Annotated in this window: 12 protein-coding genes and 1 pseudogene; 8 read left to right on the top strand and 5 right to left on the bottom strand. The window is 67.5% G+C overall.

Translation table 11 applies throughout. The features are described from left to right. The first annotated feature begins 308 nt into the window (after nt 1–308). From ACZK4Z_RS18900 to ACZK4Z_RS18885, 4 genes are all read left to right on the top strand, one after another. A complete protein-coding gene (locus ACZK4Z_RS18900) occupies nt 309–506 on the top strand; it encodes a zinc-finger domain-containing protein (protein ID WP_005410967.1) in 198 nt (65 codons plus the stop codon). A 15-nt stretch (nt 507–521) separates the two neighbouring features. After that, the gene (locus ACZK4Z_RS18895; RefSeq protein ID WP_125895082.1) at nt 522–1,637 is read left to right on the top strand and encodes a glycosyltransferase; all 1,116 of its coding nucleotides are present in this window, start codon (nt 522–524) and stop codon (nt 1,635–1,637) included. Further along, entirely contained in the window at nt 1,618–2,949 is a 1,332-nt protein-coding gene (locus ACZK4Z_RS18890; protein ID WP_125895084.1) for an O-antigen ligase family protein, read from the top strand. Before ACZK4Z_RS18895 ends, ACZK4Z_RS18890 begins: the two co-directional genes overlap by 20 nt. Before the next feature lie 203 nt (nt 2,950–3,152). After that, nucleotides 3,153–3,602: an REP-associated tyrosine transposase gene (locus ACZK4Z_RS18885; RefSeq protein ID WP_478450988.1), complete on the top strand. Its 450-nt coding sequence runs from the start codon at nt 3,153–3,155 to the stop codon at nt 3,600–3,602. A gap of 146 nt (nt 3,603–3,748) precedes the next feature. Here ACZK4Z_RS18885 and ACZK4Z_RS18880 read toward each other — a convergent pair whose 3' ends face one another. Further along, nucleotides 3,749–4,666 carry an LpxL/LpxP family Kdo(2)-lipid IV(A) lauroyl/palmitoleoyl acyltransferase gene (locus ACZK4Z_RS18880; protein ID WP_293796000.1) on the bottom strand — a complete coding sequence of 306 codons (918 nt, stop codon included), beginning with the start codon at nt 4,664–4,666 and terminating at the stop codon, nt 3,749–3,751. A gap of 60 nt (nt 4,667–4,726) precedes the next feature. Here ACZK4Z_RS18880 and waaA point away from each other — a divergent pair, with 60 nt between their 5' ends. Together waaA and ACZK4Z_RS18870 are read left to right on the top strand one after the other, a co-directional pair. Beyond that, the gene (gene waaA / locus ACZK4Z_RS18875; RefSeq protein ID WP_478450987.1) at nt 4,727–6,025 is read left to right on the top strand and encodes a lipid IV(A) 3-deoxy-D-manno-octulosonic acid transferase; all 1,299 of its coding nucleotides are present in this window, start codon (nt 4,727–4,729) and stop codon (nt 6,023–6,025) included. Between the two features lie 229 nt (nt 6,026–6,254). Next, nucleotides 6,255–7,472, top strand: coding sequence for an APC family permease (locus tag ACZK4Z_RS18870; protein WP_164080783.1), 1,218 nt, complete (start codon nt 6,255–6,257; stop codon nt 7,470–7,472). 100 nt (nt 7,473–7,572) lie between these two features. Here the strand turns inward: ACZK4Z_RS18870 and ACZK4Z_RS18865 are convergent, their stop codons facing one another. From ACZK4Z_RS18865 to ACZK4Z_RS18855, 3 genes are all read right to left on the bottom strand, one after another. Beyond that, on the bottom strand, nt 7,573–8,931 hold the full coding sequence (locus ACZK4Z_RS18865) for a TolC family outer membrane protein (protein ID WP_049460783.1): 1,359 nt from the start codon (nt 8,929–8,931) through the stop codon (nt 7,573–7,575). A 16-nt stretch (nt 8,932–8,947) separates the two neighbouring features. Then, nucleotides 8,948–9,595 carry a protein-L-isoaspartate O-methyltransferase family protein gene (locus tag ACZK4Z_RS18860; RefSeq protein WP_478445031.1) on the bottom strand — a complete coding sequence of 216 codons (648 nt, stop codon included), beginning with the start codon at nt 9,593–9,595 and terminating at the stop codon, nt 8,948–8,950. A 136-nt stretch (nt 9,596–9,731) separates the two neighbouring features. Continuing rightward, on the bottom strand, nt 9,732–10,412 hold the full coding sequence (locus ACZK4Z_RS18855) for a TetR/AcrR family transcriptional regulator (RefSeq protein WP_478450986.1): 681 nt from the start codon (nt 10,410–10,412) through the stop codon (nt 9,732–9,734). 118 nt (nt 10,413–10,530) lie between these two features. On the opposite strand from ACZK4Z_RS18855, the gene ACZK4Z_RS18850 reads away from it, so the two are divergent. Both ACZK4Z_RS18850 and ACZK4Z_RS18845 read left to right on the top strand, forming a co-directional pair. Then, nucleotides 10,531–11,661, top strand: a complete 1,131-nt coding sequence (locus tag ACZK4Z_RS18850) for an efflux RND transporter periplasmic adaptor subunit (RefSeq protein WP_125895090.1) — start codon at nt 10,531–10,533, stop codon at nt 11,659–11,661. Nucleotides 11,662–11,665: 4 nt separating this feature from the next. Then, entirely contained in the window at nt 11,666–14,827 is a 3,162-nt protein-coding gene (locus ACZK4Z_RS18845; RefSeq protein WP_478450985.1) for an efflux RND transporter permease subunit, read from the top strand. A 158-nt stretch (nt 14,828–14,985) separates the two neighbouring features. Here ACZK4Z_RS18845 and ACZK4Z_RS18840 read toward each other — a convergent pair. After that, nucleotides 14,986–15,129, bottom strand: a pseudogene (locus ACZK4Z_RS18840) (LysR family transcriptional regulator); the annotation flags it as partial. Between the last annotated feature and the right edge of the window lie 62 nt (nt 15,130–15,191).

Here is a 15,191-nt window from a genome sequence, read left to right as displayed (position 1 = left end):
GGGGCGGGCCATGCGATCGGGTCGGATTGGAGTGGGCCGGTTTACGACCTGGCCCGATCCTGCAACAGCCGTGGCAACCTGACAAGTGCCATTTAGTTCGATCCAAATGCGGGAAATATCGTTTTCGGCGGATTTTCGGCGTGAACCTGCAGGATCGATCGGGAATTTCCGCCGGCACCCCGTCCCGAGGTGGCATGCAAGGCCGCAGGGAATCGGCCCGGTACGCGCAAAGACCCGTTGCGGCGCAATGTCGGGGCGGCCCAGATGCTAGAATCACAGGCCTCGCAACCCGTTCATCGACATCCGCCATGAGCCATACCGCCACTGCGCCCGCCAACGCCGAGAAGCGCTACACCGTGCACCGCAGCGATCTGCCGCTGAGCTGCCCGACCCCGGAAATGGCGCTGTGGAACTCGCATCCGCGCGTGTACCTGCCGATCGAAGACGAGCCCAACGGCGAAGCGCAGTGCCCGTACTGCGGTTCCGTGTTCGTGCTGGCCGACTAAGCGGCCGCCCCTTCGATGCGCCGATTGACCGTGGTGCAGTTGCTGCCGGCGCTGCACTCCGGCGGTGTCGAGCGCTCGACCCTGGAAATTGCTGCGGCCCTGGTCGCTGCCGGCCATCGTGCGCTGGTGGTCTCCGCCGGTGGCCGCCTGGTGCAGCCGCTGCTCGATAGCGGTGCCGAGCACCTCACCCTTGATATCGGCCGCAAATCGCTGCTGACCCTGCGCCACCTGCCGACCCTGCGCCGCCTGTTCGCTGAAGTTGGCGCCGACATCGTGCATGCCCGTTCGCGGCTGCCGGCCTGGCTGGGCCTGTACGCGATCCGCGCGATGCCTGCCGCACAGCGCCCGCATTGGGTGACCACCGTGCACGGGTTGAACTCGCCCAGCCGCTACAGCGCGGTGATGACCAGCGGTGAACGCGTGATCTGCGTGTCCAATACCGTGCGCGACTATGTGCAGCGGCACTACCCCACGGTTCCCGGAGCGAGGCTGCGGGTGATTCCGCGCGGCGTCGATGTCGCACAGTTTCCCCGCGTGGCCCGCGCCGACCGTCGGCCACGACTGGCGCTCGCAGCCGATTACCCGTGGCTGGCGCAGGTTGAGGGCCCGCTGCTGCTGCTGCCGGGGCGGGGCACCCGGCTGAAGGGGCATGCTCATGCGCTGCAGTTGCTGGCGGATGTGCGCGCGGCCGGTGTGCCTGCACAGCTGTGGATGCTGGGCACCGATGAACCCGGCCGTGAAGCCTACGTGGCCGACCTGCGCCGGCAGGCGGCTGCTTTGGGCGTGACCGACGCCGTGCAGATCAGCACGCCGACCGCGCGCATCGCCCAGGCCTATGCGGCCAGCGATCTGGTGCTGCAGCTGTCGGACAAGCCCGAAGCGTTCGGCCGCACCGTGGTCGAAGCGTTGTCGGTCGGTCGCCCGGTACTGGGCTGGGACCATGGCGGCGCCGGCGAACTGCTGCAGCAGCTGCAGCCGGCCGGCGCCGTGCCGCTGGGCGATGCACGGGTGCTGGGTGAACGTGCGCTGGCCCTGCTGGCGCAGCCGCCGTCCTTGCCGACCCGCATCCCGTTTACCCTGCAGGCCATGCAGCGCGACACCCTCCGCCTCTATGCCGACCTCGCCGGCTGACCCCGCAACCCTCGTGCGCGAGGACCGCGCCGGGCGCTGGGCGCCCTGGTGGGTGCTGGCGTACGTGGCGCTGTGGCCGTTGCCGGGCATCGCTGAAACCGTGCTGGGTCTTGGTGCGCTGTATGCCGCGGTGCGCATGATCATGCGCCGCCTGCAGCGCCGCCCGCACCTGCTGACACCCGCCGCCTGGGCGCTGACCTCGATCCTGTTCCTCGGTTACTGGCTGCCGCAGGCGTTCTCCGCCTTCGATGCGATCGATCCGGCGGCGTCGTGGACCAAGGCGGCCGCCGGCCTGCGCTACCTGCCCTTCATGTGGCTGGTGGCGATCGCCGTGGCCACCCCGCAGCGGCGCCGCGTGATCTTCGGTGGCCTGGCGCTGATCACCGCGCTGTGGACGTTGGATGCGCTGGTGCAGTCGGTGGCGGGCACCAGCCCGTGGTTCTGGTCGCTGCAGCAGCTGAAGCTCGCCGTCAGCGGCCATGCGCTGTGCCCGGCCGAGGAAGCCGCGCTGGCCGACCGCCTCAGTGGCGCGCTCGGGCCGTGCAACCTGAAATTCGGCCAGGTGCTGGCCAGCCTCTCGCCGTTCCTGCTGCTCCCCGCCGCACGCCGCTTCGGCACGCCGGGCTGGCTGCTCGCCGGTGCGGCGCTGGCCATCGTGCTGCTGCTGGCCGGTTCGCGCGCGTCCTGGATCACCTTCGCGGTGATCGTGGCCTACAGCGGCGTGCGCCAGCTCGGTTGGAAGCGCCTGGGCCTGCTGGCGGTGGTCGGCCTGCTGGCCGCGGCGGCACTGACCGCCAGCGTGCCGCAGCTGCGCGAGCGTGTGGCGCGCACCGCGATGGCCTGGGACGGCGGCACCGAGGGCGTCGACCAGGCGCTGTCCGGACGTGGGCGCATCTGGAGTGCGGCCGGTTGCATGATTGCCGGGCACCCGATCAACGGCGTGGGCGCACGCGGCTTCCGCGATGCGTACCCGCAGTGCGTCGGTGACGATGGGCCCGCGGTGTGGGGCGCCGAACCGGCGCTGCACGCACACCAGATCGTGCTGGAAATCCTTGCCGAAACCGGCGTGCTGGGCCTGCTGTTGTGGCTGGCCGCCGTCGCCCAGGCGTGGCGCGCCTGGCGTTTCGCACCGCCCGCGGCCCGTGACCGCGCGCGCCCTGCGATGCTGGCGCTGGCCGCCACCGTGTTCCCGCTCAACACCCACCTTGCGTTCTATTCCGCATTCTGGGGGGGGCTGACCGTGCTGCTGGCCGCGTTGTTCGCCGGCAGCCTGTTGGCCCGCGAAACGGACGACACGCCGACGGTGGTGTGATCGTCCATCCACGCATGGCGTGGCTCTACTCCACGTACCGAACAAACGTCCCCATGGTGGATCCACGCCATGGCGTGCATGGGGCGGTCACCGAACGAACGTCGCCGTAGTAGATCCACGCCATGCGTGGATGGGGCTTTACCGACGCAAACACGCGCCAACCTCCACTAGCCGTGCCTCCGTGTGTATCGCACGCTGAGGCCATGGCCAGCCCAAGACTCCGCTACGGTCGTTACTCCTGCACCGGTAACGTCTATTCACTGACTACGGTAACCCTCGATCGTGAACCCTTCTTTGCCGATGCTTCCAACGTAGCGATTCTGGTTGAAGCACTGCGCTTCGTAGAGCGCAAGGGCGTGAGCCACAGCTTCACCTGGGTGGTGATGCCCGACCAGCTGCACTGGTTGATGGAATTGCGCGGGGGAACCCTGGCCGAGTGCATGGCCCTGCTCAAATCACGCAGCAGCCGGCTGCTGAATCGGCGATTGGAGCGGCGAGGGTCGCTGTGGCAGCACGGTTACCACGATCACGCCGTACGCAGCGATGAATCCCTTCACGAGAAGGCGATGTACATCCTGGCCAATCCGGTCCGTGCGGGCTTGGCGTGCGTGATGGGGGAGTACCCGTACGCCTGGTGCCGCTGGCCGTTGTGAATCCCGGCACGGAATCGAAGAGCATCCACGCATGGCGTGGATCTACTTCAGAATGCCCCACGTCATTGAATCCACGCCATACGCGGATGAAGCCGCACAAGGCAGTAGATCCACGCCATGCGTGGATGAAGCCATCCCTCCCACCGCTACTTGTAGAAATCGCTCCGGCCGCCGGGCTGGCGCTTGAACCGCCGATGGATCCACAGGTACTGGTCCGGGGCTTCGCGCACCATTTCTTCGATGGCCTGGTTGACCCGCGTGGTATCGGCTTCCACATCCTCGCTGGGGAAATTCTCCAGCGGTGCGCCGATCTTCAGGAAGTACTTTCCGCCCTCGCGGCGGTGGAAGTACGGAATCACCGCGCAGCCGGTCATCCGCGCCAGCTGGTGGGTGGCGGTAATGGTGGATGCGGTATGGCCGAAGAACGGCACGAACACGGTGTCCTTGCCACGCATGTCCTGATCCGGCGCATACCAGAGGAAGCCGCCCTTCTTCAGGTGGCGCACGGTCGCGCGGATGTCCTCGTTGGCGAACATCGCCTTGGCATAACGCAGGCGGCCAAACTTCACCGCCCATTCGTACACCGGGTTCTTGTGCTTGCGGTACATGCCCGACAGGTCAACGTAGTCGCACAGCAGGCGGCCACACATCTCCAGGGTCATGAAGTGGCCGGAGACCAGCAGCACGCCGCGGCCCTCGGCCTGCATCTGCCGCAGATGTTCCAGACCCTCGATCTGCACCTGCGGGCGGATGCGGTCGATGCTGCCCCACCAGGCGCGGATGCACTCGAGCACGCCCACGCCCAGCGCGTCGAAGCTGTCGCGCACCAGGCGCTGGCGCCAGGCTTCGTCCTTCTCCGGGAAGCACAGCTGCAGGTTGACCTCGGCGGCGCGACGGCGGCTGCCGAGCAGGCGCCAGCTGATCCAGCCGACGCCCCGGCCGAGCGCACGCTGCAGCATCCACGGCAGGCGGGCGATGGCGAAGGCGCCGAGCATGGCGGCGAACATCGGCCAGTTGCGGGGATCGCGCAGCGACGGGCGGACGGCGGTGGTGGCATCTGACATGGCGCCATTCTACCAATCCGGCTGCGTGTCTTTCCCGGGGGGCTCCCGTATCCTTGCCGCATGCGTAAAGACCCTGTCGAATGGATCCTGCGCGGCCTGTACTCGGCCGTGCTCTACATCCTGCTGCCGATCACCGTGTACCACCTGGTCTGGCGCGGTTTCCGGGTCCGTGAATACTTCCGGCGCTGGGACGAGCGTTATGCCTCGTATCCGCAGCCGACCGGCCAGCCGCGGGTCTGGCTGCACGCGGTCTCGGTGGGCGAGGTCAATGCCGCCGCGCCGCTGGTGAATGCCCTGCGCCAGCAGCGTCCGGACATCCGCTGGGTCATCACCACCATCACCCCGACCGGTTCGGAGCGCGTGCGCGCGCTGTGGGGAGACGCGCTGGACCATGTCTATCTGCCGTACGACGTACCGGGCAGCGTCAACCGCTTCCTCGGCCATTTCCAGCCCAGCCTGGCACTGATCCTGGAAACCGAGCTGTGGCCGAACATGCTGTTCGGCTGCCGCGACCGTCGCATCCCGGTCTACATCCTCAACGCCCGCCTGTCCGCGCGTTCGCTGCGCGGTTACCGGGTGCTGGCGGCGCTGATCCGCCGTGCGCTGCGCACGGTCACCTGCGTGGCCGCGCAGTCGCAGGACGACGCCGAGCGCTTCGTGCAGCTGGGTGCTGCGCGTGAACAGGTGCAGGCGCTGGGCAACCTCAAGTTCGATATCGCCACGCCGGATGTGCGGGGCTTCGTCGAGCAGTTCCACGCCTGCGTGCCCGCCGGGCGCCCGGTGTGGATCGCGGCCAGTACCCACGATGGTGAGGAGCAGGCGGTGATCGACCTGCATCGGCGCCTGCGCCAGCAGCACCCCGACCTGTTGTTGCTGTGGGCGCCGCGGCACCCCGAGCGCTTCCCGAAGGTGGAGGCGCTGGCGCGCGAGCAGGGCTGGAACGTGACGACCCGTCGCGCGAAGCAATGGCCGGAGGCCGGCACGGATGTATTCGTCATCGACACCCTGGGCGAGCTGATGCCGTTCTATGCCTGCGCGCAGGTCGCTTTCGTCGGCGGCAGCCTGCAGCCGATCGGTGGCCACAATCTGCTGGAACCGGCGGCGATGGGCACTGCCGCTGTGACCGGTCCGCACCTGCACAACTTCGCCGAGATCTCACGGCGCATGCGTGAGGCCGGTGCCTTGCTGATCGGCGAGGACGTGCAGGCGGTAGGTGACCTGCTGCAGCACCTGCTGGGCGACGCAGCGGCGCGCGAGGACATGGCCCGTGCTGGATGCACGCTGGTCAGCAATGGCCGCGGTGCCCTGCAGCGCACGTTGGCGCTGGTCGCGCCACATCTGCCGCCGCCGCGCAGCTGAGCCGGGCAGCAACACCGCCAGGGCGGACACTACGTGGACCGACTGACGTGATCGACTGCATCAATTCTGCTTAGCAGCCGGATTCCTGTCGCAGCAGGACCGGATGCGTGGCTGCGAACGTGTTTGTGGTCACATCGCGATGCGCACGGTACGGATTCTGATACCGCCCTTTGGCGCAGGCTGCCAGCCTGCTGTCGACCGCGCATGGGCGGAATCAAGAGGGCTTGCGATGGACAGCGACAACCGCCGTGGCCGGCACGCGCTGCTGGGAATGGATCACTTCGCGTTGGTGGCGTTGACCCTGTTGCTGGGGGGCAGCGTGATCGCCCTGGTCGGCCAGTACACCGCCGCCCAGGCCGGCCCGGCCATCGTACTGAGTCTGCTGCTGGCCGCACTGGGCACAGCGCCGATGCTGTATTGCCTGCACGTGCTGAACCAGCAGCAGCCGGAAGCCGATGGCCTGTACGGCCCGCTGCGGGCCGCCTGGGGCACAGCAGTCGCGCGCCTGCTGGGTGCTGTGCTGCTGCTGGAGCTGGTGGTGACCAGCGCCGGCGTGGCGCAGTCCATGGCGGGCCACGCGCGTGCGGTGTTTGCCAGTCGCGGTATTGAAACCGGCAGCGCATTGCCGGATCCGGTGATGGCCGTCACCAGCCTGCTGGTGCTGGGTGCGTTCGTGTTGCTGCCTCCGCGTCGCATCGCGCTGATGGTCTGCGTGCTGTTGACGGCGAAGATCGGTGTAGGGCTGTTGCTGCTGGCGCTGGCGGTCCGCCATGTGCACTACGCGAACTGGATCCCGTGGCTGCCGGACGCCACCGCGCCCTATCGGTTCGGACCCGGCGGGGTGCTGGCGGCAAGCGTGCCCTTGCTGGCGGTGTTTGCCAGTGTGGGTCTGGCATTGGGGTTTCCTGGGCGTGGCCCGCAGGTGCGTGCGCGGTCACCAGGGCTGCTGGCGGCCGCGCTGCTGCTGGCAATGCTGCTGCTGATCGTGCTGGCGGCGTTGCAGGCCGGCCTGGTCGAGTTCCCGGCATTGGCCGGTACGCGGCCGTTGTCGGTGGCATTGCAGGGCCATCCGCAGTTGCAGTGGCTGCTGCCGTTGCTGCCGCTGGCGGGCATGGCTGGGCTGGCAGCACTGCTGCTGGTGCTGTTGTCGTTGGCCACACAGCTGGCAGCGCAGCTCTGGCCTGTGGCCGTGGATGAAGCGCCCGGGTTCCGGACACGGCTGATACCGGTCACCGTGGTGCTGGCGGCGCTGCTGGCGTTGGGAACGCCCGTCGATGCATTGCCGGTGCTGCCAGGTCCGGCAACCCTGCTGGTGATGGCGGCTTTGTGCCTGGCAGTACTGCGTGTGCGCGCGCCGATGCCGGGGGCTGCGATGGTGCTTGCGCCGCTGGCCGCGGCGCTGTGCGTGCTGGCCGCAGTGGAGCGGGCAGGCGCGTGGCCGGGCTGACGGCCGGCGGATCTGCGCCATGCCTGGGTGGGGCCGTACGCGCTGCCCACAAAAAAGCCACCCTCCCGGGTGGCTTCTTCGTTGCCGGCAGGGCGACGACTCAGTGCGTGGTCGTCGACGGGTTGCCCGCGTCCTGGGTCAGCAGGCGGTTCACGTCCTGCAGCTCGGCCACGTCCAGCGCACCCAGCGACTGGCTCAGCAGCAAGCGGTTCTGCAGGAAGGTGTAGCGGGCCTGTGCATAATCCAGCTGCGCCGAGAACAGGATGCGCTGGTTCTGGATCACGTCCAGCACGGTACGGGTACCGACTTCCAGGCCGACCTGCGACGCGTCGTACGCGCTCTGCGCCGAGACCACCGCCAGGCGGCGGGCTTCCACTTCGCTGATGCCCTGCACCAGGGTCTGGTAGGCATTGCGGGTGTTGCGGTCCAGGGCACGCTTCTGCTGCTCGTAGCCGTCCTGGGCGATGTCGCGCTGGGCCAGTGCCTGGCGCACGCCGGACTGGGTGGCACCACCGGCGAAGATCGGCACGCTCAGGGTCAGCCCGATGCTGTTGGTGCGTGCATCCGGCGACAACGAGCCGGCACCAGTGCTGTCACCCCAGGTTGCGCTCTTGCCCCAGCTGCCGCCCAGCGACAGGGTCGGGTAATGGCCGCCACGAGCGGCCTGCACGCCAGCCTCGGCGGCGCTGACCTTCAGTTCCTGGGCCTTCAGCGCCGGATTCTGGTTGGTGGCCTGGTGCACCAGCTCATCGATGTTGCCACGGTTGGCCGGCACTTCCGGGCGGAAGTCCGCCGGCAGGCCGCGCAGGTTGACCACCGGCTGGCCGGTCAGTTCGGTCAGGGCCTGGTAGTTATCGGCCAGGGTGTTCTGCGCAACGATGGTGTTGGCACGCGCCTGGTCGTACTGGGCGCGTGCTTCGTGCACGTCGGTGATCGGCGCCAGGCCCACTTCCAGGCGCTTGTCGGCGAAGTCGAACTGCTTCTTCGCGGCCGCTTCATTAGTCTGTGCGGCGTTCAGCGATTCGATTGCCACCAGCACGTTGAAGTAGGCCGCCGAGGTGCGCACGATCAGGCTGTCGTTGGCCGAATCGAGGGTGAAGTCCGCGGCCTTGCTCAGCTCGCGCTGCGAACGCAGGTTGTTGATCTGGGTCCAGTTGAACAGCGTCTGGCTCCCTTCGATCGTGTAGTTGCGGCGCTTGCTGGTCACGGTGCCGGAGTTGGCGTCATGGTCCGCCTCGCTGCGCGAGCGGTTCAGCGTGGCCTGGCCGTTGATCTGCGGCAGCAGGGCAGCGCGGGCCTGCACGGCGCCTTCCTTGTCGTACAGCCGGGTGGATTCGGCGGCGGACAGCTGCGGATCGCCATTGCGCGCCATTTCGTAGACCTGCAGCAGGTCGGCGGCATGGGCGGACAACGGCAGCAGGGCAGTGGCCAGCGCAACAGCGAGGGATCGGCGGATCATTGCGGCTTCCTTGGACTCAGAGGTGGAACTGGGGGGCCGGGGCGGCACCACGCAGGTAATCAATATCGGTCTCGAACAGGGACTCGGTGCTGCCGTCGGCCTTGACCAGCAGGGCCTCCATCGCCGGCGAACGGCCATGGATCACGAACAGGCGACCACCCGGACGCAGCCACGAGGCGAACTGTGACGGCACCACGTCGACCGCACCAGTGACACAGATCACGTCAAAGCGGCGTTCGGTCTGCCAGGACAGGGCGTCGGCCACTTCCACGCGGACGTTGGTGCTCAGGCCGGAAGCGTCCAGGCGGGCACGCGCGGCGGCGGCCAGTTCCGGGTCGATCTCCAGGCTCAGCACGTCGCGCGCCAGCGCGCCGATGCAGGCTGCCAGGAAGCCGCTGCCGGTGCCGATTTCCAGCACTTCGTCACCCGGCTGCAGATCCAGTGCCTGCAGGGTACGGCCCTCGATGACCGGCTTCATCATCTTCTGGCCATGGCCGATCGGGAGTTCAACATCGGCGTAGGCCAGCGCCCGGTGCGCGTCGGCGACGAAGGCCTCGCGCGGCAGGCGGGCCAGGACGTCGAGCACCTTGATGTCCAGCACGTCCCAGGGACGGATCTGCTGTTCCACCATCAGTTCGCGGGCGTGGGCGTAATCAATCGTCATGAGGTTCAAATCCAGCGCAGTGGGCCGGCCATTTTACCGGTGCCGGAGGCCGGCGGCGCGCCCAGAGCATCAGCTGCCGGGTGGCCGGGGTCGCAGTGCCGGAAGTCATCGCGACCTCCGGTTCGTTCAGTTTTGGTTATCCGGCCGTCCTGGCCCCTCGTGGCGCATAGGCGCGCAGGAAGAAGTCGATGCTGGCGGTCACGTGGATGAGAGGGTCGCATTCCACTGGTGACAGTGGCATGCCGCACATCATATGCATGTGCACTTCGCCCTTGACCAGGGTCAGGAACTGCTGGCCGGCCAGGTAATAGTCGGGGATGTCCAGCTCGCCGCGTTCGCCGCGCGCGCGCAGGAAATCGGCCAGGGCCTCGCAGGTACGTTCCGGGCCGGCCTGCCAGAACAGCTCGCGCAGGCGTTCGTCGGTCTCCGGCGCCATCATCATGCGCTGGATCGAGATCGCTGCGTCGGAGGTGATCAGCTCGAAGAAGGCCAGGCCGATGCCGATCAGCTGGTCGCGCAGGGGGCCGTCCGCGTCGGCCACGAACAGCGCGTCAGGCAGCATTTCAATGCATTTTGACTGCACGGCCTCGGAGAACAGGGTTTCCTTGTCGCCGAAGTGGCTGTACACAGTCAGCTTCGAGACGCCGGCCTGAGCGGCGATGGTGTCCATGCTCACGCCGGTATAGCCCTGTTCGATGAACAGTGCCTTGGCTGCTTCAAGGATCGCCGCGCGCTTGCCGAGGTCCTTGGGACGCCCGGGTCCGGCGGCCTTGGCAGCGGGCTTGGCCGACGGCTTGCGGGAAGTGGGAGAACTCATCACGACAATACTAGACCAAGCGGTTCGATATTTATACTATACCGGCCGGTTTATTAAATTGGGCCGGCAGTCGCGGCTCTCCCTTAGTTGCAACCCTGCGTTTTCAGGACGTTGACCGATGAAGATCGTGCGCTGGATGGGCGGTATGGTGTGGGTGGCTGCGCTGGCAGCCTGTTCGGGACAGGAACAGGCGCCACAGGCGGCCGTACCGGTGCTGGTGGTTCACCCCGGCGAACAGGCCGGGCAGGCCCCGGCGGCGTTCCCGGGCACGGTGCGTGCCCGGCAGGAAAGCCCGCTGTCGTTCCGCGTCGGTGGCAACCTGGTCAAGCGCCATGTCGATGCCGGGCAGCGGGTCAAGAAGGGCGATGTGCTGGCCGAGCTGGACGTGGCCGACTTCGCGCTGCAGGCCCGCGCCTCGCAGGCGCAGCTGGCTGCGGCCGAAGCCGATCTGGTACGTGCCCGCGATGACCTCAAGCGTTACCAGGTGCTGGCCGACCAGCAACTGGTCAGCCGCTCGCAGCTGGACCAGCAGTCCGCCGCCTTCAAGGCCGCACAGGGCCAGGCCAACGCCGCCCGCGCCAACCTCGATGTGCTGCGCAACCAGGCCGATTACGCCCAACTGCGCGCACCGGCCGACGGCGTGATCGCCAGCCGCGAGGCCGAGGCCGGGCAGGTGGTGTCGGCCGGCCAGACCATCTTCAACCTGGCCGCCGATGGCGGGCGCGAAGTGCTGATCGACCTGCCCGAGGCCACCATCCGCGACTATGCGGTGGGCCAGCCGGTCGAGGTGGAGCTGTGGAACCGTCCTGGCCAGCGCCTGCCGGGCACGATCCGCGAGATCGCCGCCGCCGCCGATCCGCAGGCACGTACCTACGCGACCCGGGTCAGCCTGGCCGCCGATGCGCTGGCCGATGTCGAACTGGGCCAGAGCGCACGCGTCTACAGCAGCGCCGGCCGCCACGGCACCCTGCAGCTGCCGTTGGGCGCGCTGCAGCGTGGCGCCAATGGGGCCGCCAGCGTCTGGGTGGTCGATCCGGCCAACAGCACGCTGAAGTCCGCAGCGATCACCACCGGGGCTTACGGCAGCGAAACGGTGCCGGTGCTGTCCGGTGTGGGCGCGGGCGACTGGGTGGTCGCCGCGGGTGGCCATCTGCTGCGTGCCGGCCAGCCGGTGATTGCCGTGGATCGGCAGAACCGCCCGGTGCTGAAGCCGGCCGCGCCGGCCACTGCCGCCAAGGCCAAGGAGTAAGCCGGTGCGCCGCTTCAATCTTTCCGAGTGGGCGCTGGCCAATCGTCCACTGGTGCTGTTCGCGATGCTCGCCTTCGCCTTGATCGGCGCGTGGTCGTACAAGCATCTGGGCCAGTCCGAGGATCCACCGTTCACCTTCAAGGCGATGGTGGTGCGTACGCTGTGGCCGGGTGCTACCGCCGAGCAGGTCTCGCGGCAGGTGACCGAGCCGATCGAGAAGGCGCTGATGAACACCGGCGAGTACGAGTTCATCCGCTCGTATTCGCGCCCGGGTGAATCGCAGGTCATCTTCATGGCGCGCGACAGCCTGCGCTCCAAGCAGATTCCGGATCTGTGGTACCAGGTGCGCAAGCGCGTGGGCGACATCCGGCCGACGCTGCCGCGCGAGATCGTCGGCCCGTTCTTCAACGATGAGTTCGGCGACACCTACGGCAACATCTATGCGCTGACCGGCAAGGGCTTCGACTACGCGGTGATGCGTGATTACGCCGACCGCATCCAGCTGGAGCTGCAGCGCGTGCCCGACGTCGGCAAGATCGATCTGGTCGGCCTGCAGGACGAGAAGGTGTGGATCGAGCTGTCCAACACCCGCCTGGCCACGCTGGGCGTGTCGATGCAGCAGGTGCAGCAGGCACTGGCCGACCAGAACGCGGTCACCGGCACCAGCTTCTTCGAGACCGCCACCGACCGCGTGCAGCTGCGCGTGACCGGCCAGTTCAACGACATCGACGCCATCCGCCAGTTCCCGATCCGTGCTGGCGACCGCACCGTGCACCTGGGCGACATCGCCGAGGTCAAGCGCGGCTTCGCCGACCCGGCGTCGCCGAAGATGCGCTTCATGGGCGAAGAGGCCATCGGCCTGGCGGTGGCGATGAAGGATGGCGGTGACATCCTCAAGCTCGGCGCCAACCTCGATGCAGAGTTCGAACGCCTGCAGAAGACCCTGCCGGCCGGCATGCAGCTTCGCAAGGTGTCCGATCAGCCGCAGTCGGTGGAGGAGTCGGTCGGCGAGTTCGTGCAGGTGCTGACCGAAGCCGTAGTGATCGTCTTGCTGGTCAGCTTCTTCTCGCTGGGCCTGCGCACCGGCCTGGTGGTAGGTGTGACCATCCCGCTGGTGCTGGCGATGACCTTCTTCGTCATGCACTACTTCGACATCGGCCTGCACAAGATCTCGCTGGGCGCGCTGGTGCTGGCGCTGGGCCTGCTGGTGGACGATGCGATCATCGCGGTGGAGATGATGGCCACCAAGATGGAGCAGGGCTACGACCGCCTGCGTGCGGCCAGTTTCGCCTGGGAGTCGACCGCGTTCCCGATGCTGACCGGTACGCTGATCACGGCGGCCGGCTTCCTGCCGATCGCCACGGCGGCATCGAGCACGGGTGAGTACACCCGCTCGCTGTTCCAGGTGGTGACCATTGCGCTGGTGGTGTCGTGGATCGCGGCGGTGCTGTTCATCCCGTACCTGGGCGACAAGATGCTGCCGGACCTGTTCAATCCGCAGCCGCCGAAGCCGGGCAGCCTGTCCGCGCGCTGGCTGGCCAAGCGCCAGCAGTGGGCCGACCGCTATCCGGTGCTGGCCAACCTGATCGCGCCGCCGCAGCACGGGCACGACCATGATCCGTACCAGCGCCCGTTCTATCGCAGCTTCCGTCGCTTCCTCGATGGCTGCCTGCGCCACCGCTGGTGGGTGATCGCCGCGACCATCGCCCTGTTCGTGTTCTCGCTGATGATGTTCCGCTTCGTGCCGCAGCAGTTCTTCCCGGATTCGACCCGGCCGGAACTGATGGTGGACATCGAGCTGGCCGAGGGCGCGTCGCTGCGCTCGACCCAGGCCCAGGCAGAGAAGCTGGAGAAGCTGCTGTCCAACCGCGATGGCATCGCCAACTACGTGTCCTACGTGGGCACCGGTTCGCCACGCTTCTACCTGCCGCTGGACCAGCAGCTGCCGGCCACCAACTTCGCCCAGTTCGTGGTGCTGGCCAAGGACATCAAGTCGCGCGAAAGCACCCGCGACTGGCTGCTGCATGAGGTGATCCCGAAGTTCCCGGACGTACAGATGCGCGTCACCCGCCTGGAGAATGGTCCGCCGGTCGGTTACCCAGTGCAGATGCGCATCTCCGGCGAGCACATCGAGAAGGTGCAGGCGATCGCACGGCAGGTCGAGGCCAAGGTGCGTGAAAACCCGCACGTGATGAACGTCAACCTGGACTGGAGCGAGCCGAGCAAGGTGGTGCGGTTGGTGATCGACCAGGAGCGTGCGCGCGCGCTGGGTGTGAGCAGTGCCCAGGTCAGCCAGTTCCTGTCCAGCTCGCTGGCCGGGCAGTCGGTGAGCGTGTATCGCGAAGGCAACCGCCAGATCGAGATGCTGCTGCGCGGGCCGGCCGATGAACGCAACCAGCTGGAGCTGCTGTCCAGCCTGTCGATGCCGACCGCCAACGGCGGCAGCATCACGCTGTCGCAGGTGGCGACGATGGAGTACGGCTTCGAGGATGGCATCATCTGGCACCGTAACCGTCTGCCGACGGTGACCGTGCGCGCCGACATCAGTGATGGCATGCAGCCACTGGACGTGGTGCATCAGATCCTGCCGACGCTGGATGGCATCCGTGCCGAACTGCCGAATGGCTACCTGCTGGAAACCGGCGGTACCGTGGAGGATTCGGCACGTGGCCAGAACTCGATCAAGGCCGGCATGCCGCTGTTCCTGGTGGTGGTGGCCACGCTGCTGATGCTGCAGCTGCGCAGCTTCTCGCGTGCGGCGATGGTGCTGGTGACCGCGCCGCTGGGCATCATCGGTGCGACCCTGTTCCTGCTGCTGTTCCGCGCCCCGTTCGGCTTCGTGGCGCTGCTGGGCACGATCGCGCTGGCCGGCATGATCATGCGCAACTCGGTGATCCTGATCGACCAGATCCAGCAGGACATCGATGCCGGGCATGACCGCTGGCATTCGATCATCGATGCCACGGTGCGCCGCTTCCGCCCGATCGTGCTGACCGCGCTGGCGGCGGTGCTGGCGATGATTCCGCTCTCGCGCAGTGCGTTCTATGGCTCGATGGCGATCTCGATCATGGGCGGCCTGATCGTGGGCACCGTGCTGACCCTGGTGTTCCTGCCGGCGCTGTACGCGGCGTGGTTCCGGGTCAAGCCGGACGAATCCGGGGCGTAATGCCCCGGGTTCGGCGGCCACTGCCCTGGTAGGTGCCAACCTTGGTTGGCACTGATGCACGCATCCACGCATGGCGTGGATCTACCGCAGCGGGTCTTGGCCCTGGTAGGTGCCAACCTTGGTTGGCACTGATGCGTGCATCCACGCATGGCGTGGATCTACTGCAGCTGCAGGCCGTTCCGCAGCACCGGCAGCAGCCATTCGATGAACACCTGCACGCGTTGCGCGCGGTGCTGCCGATGCGGTTGCAACAGGGTCACCGGCAGCGGTTGCGCCACGTGCTGTGGCATCACTTCCACCAAGGTTGGTAGTTTCTGCAGTAGAGCCACCCCATGGGTGGCTGCGGAGGACCAGGCTCAGTCAT

This window comes from Stenotrophomonas sp. 71799_Sma, from assembly GCF_056482505.1.
This window is presented reverse-complemented; position numbering and strand designations above follow the sequence as displayed.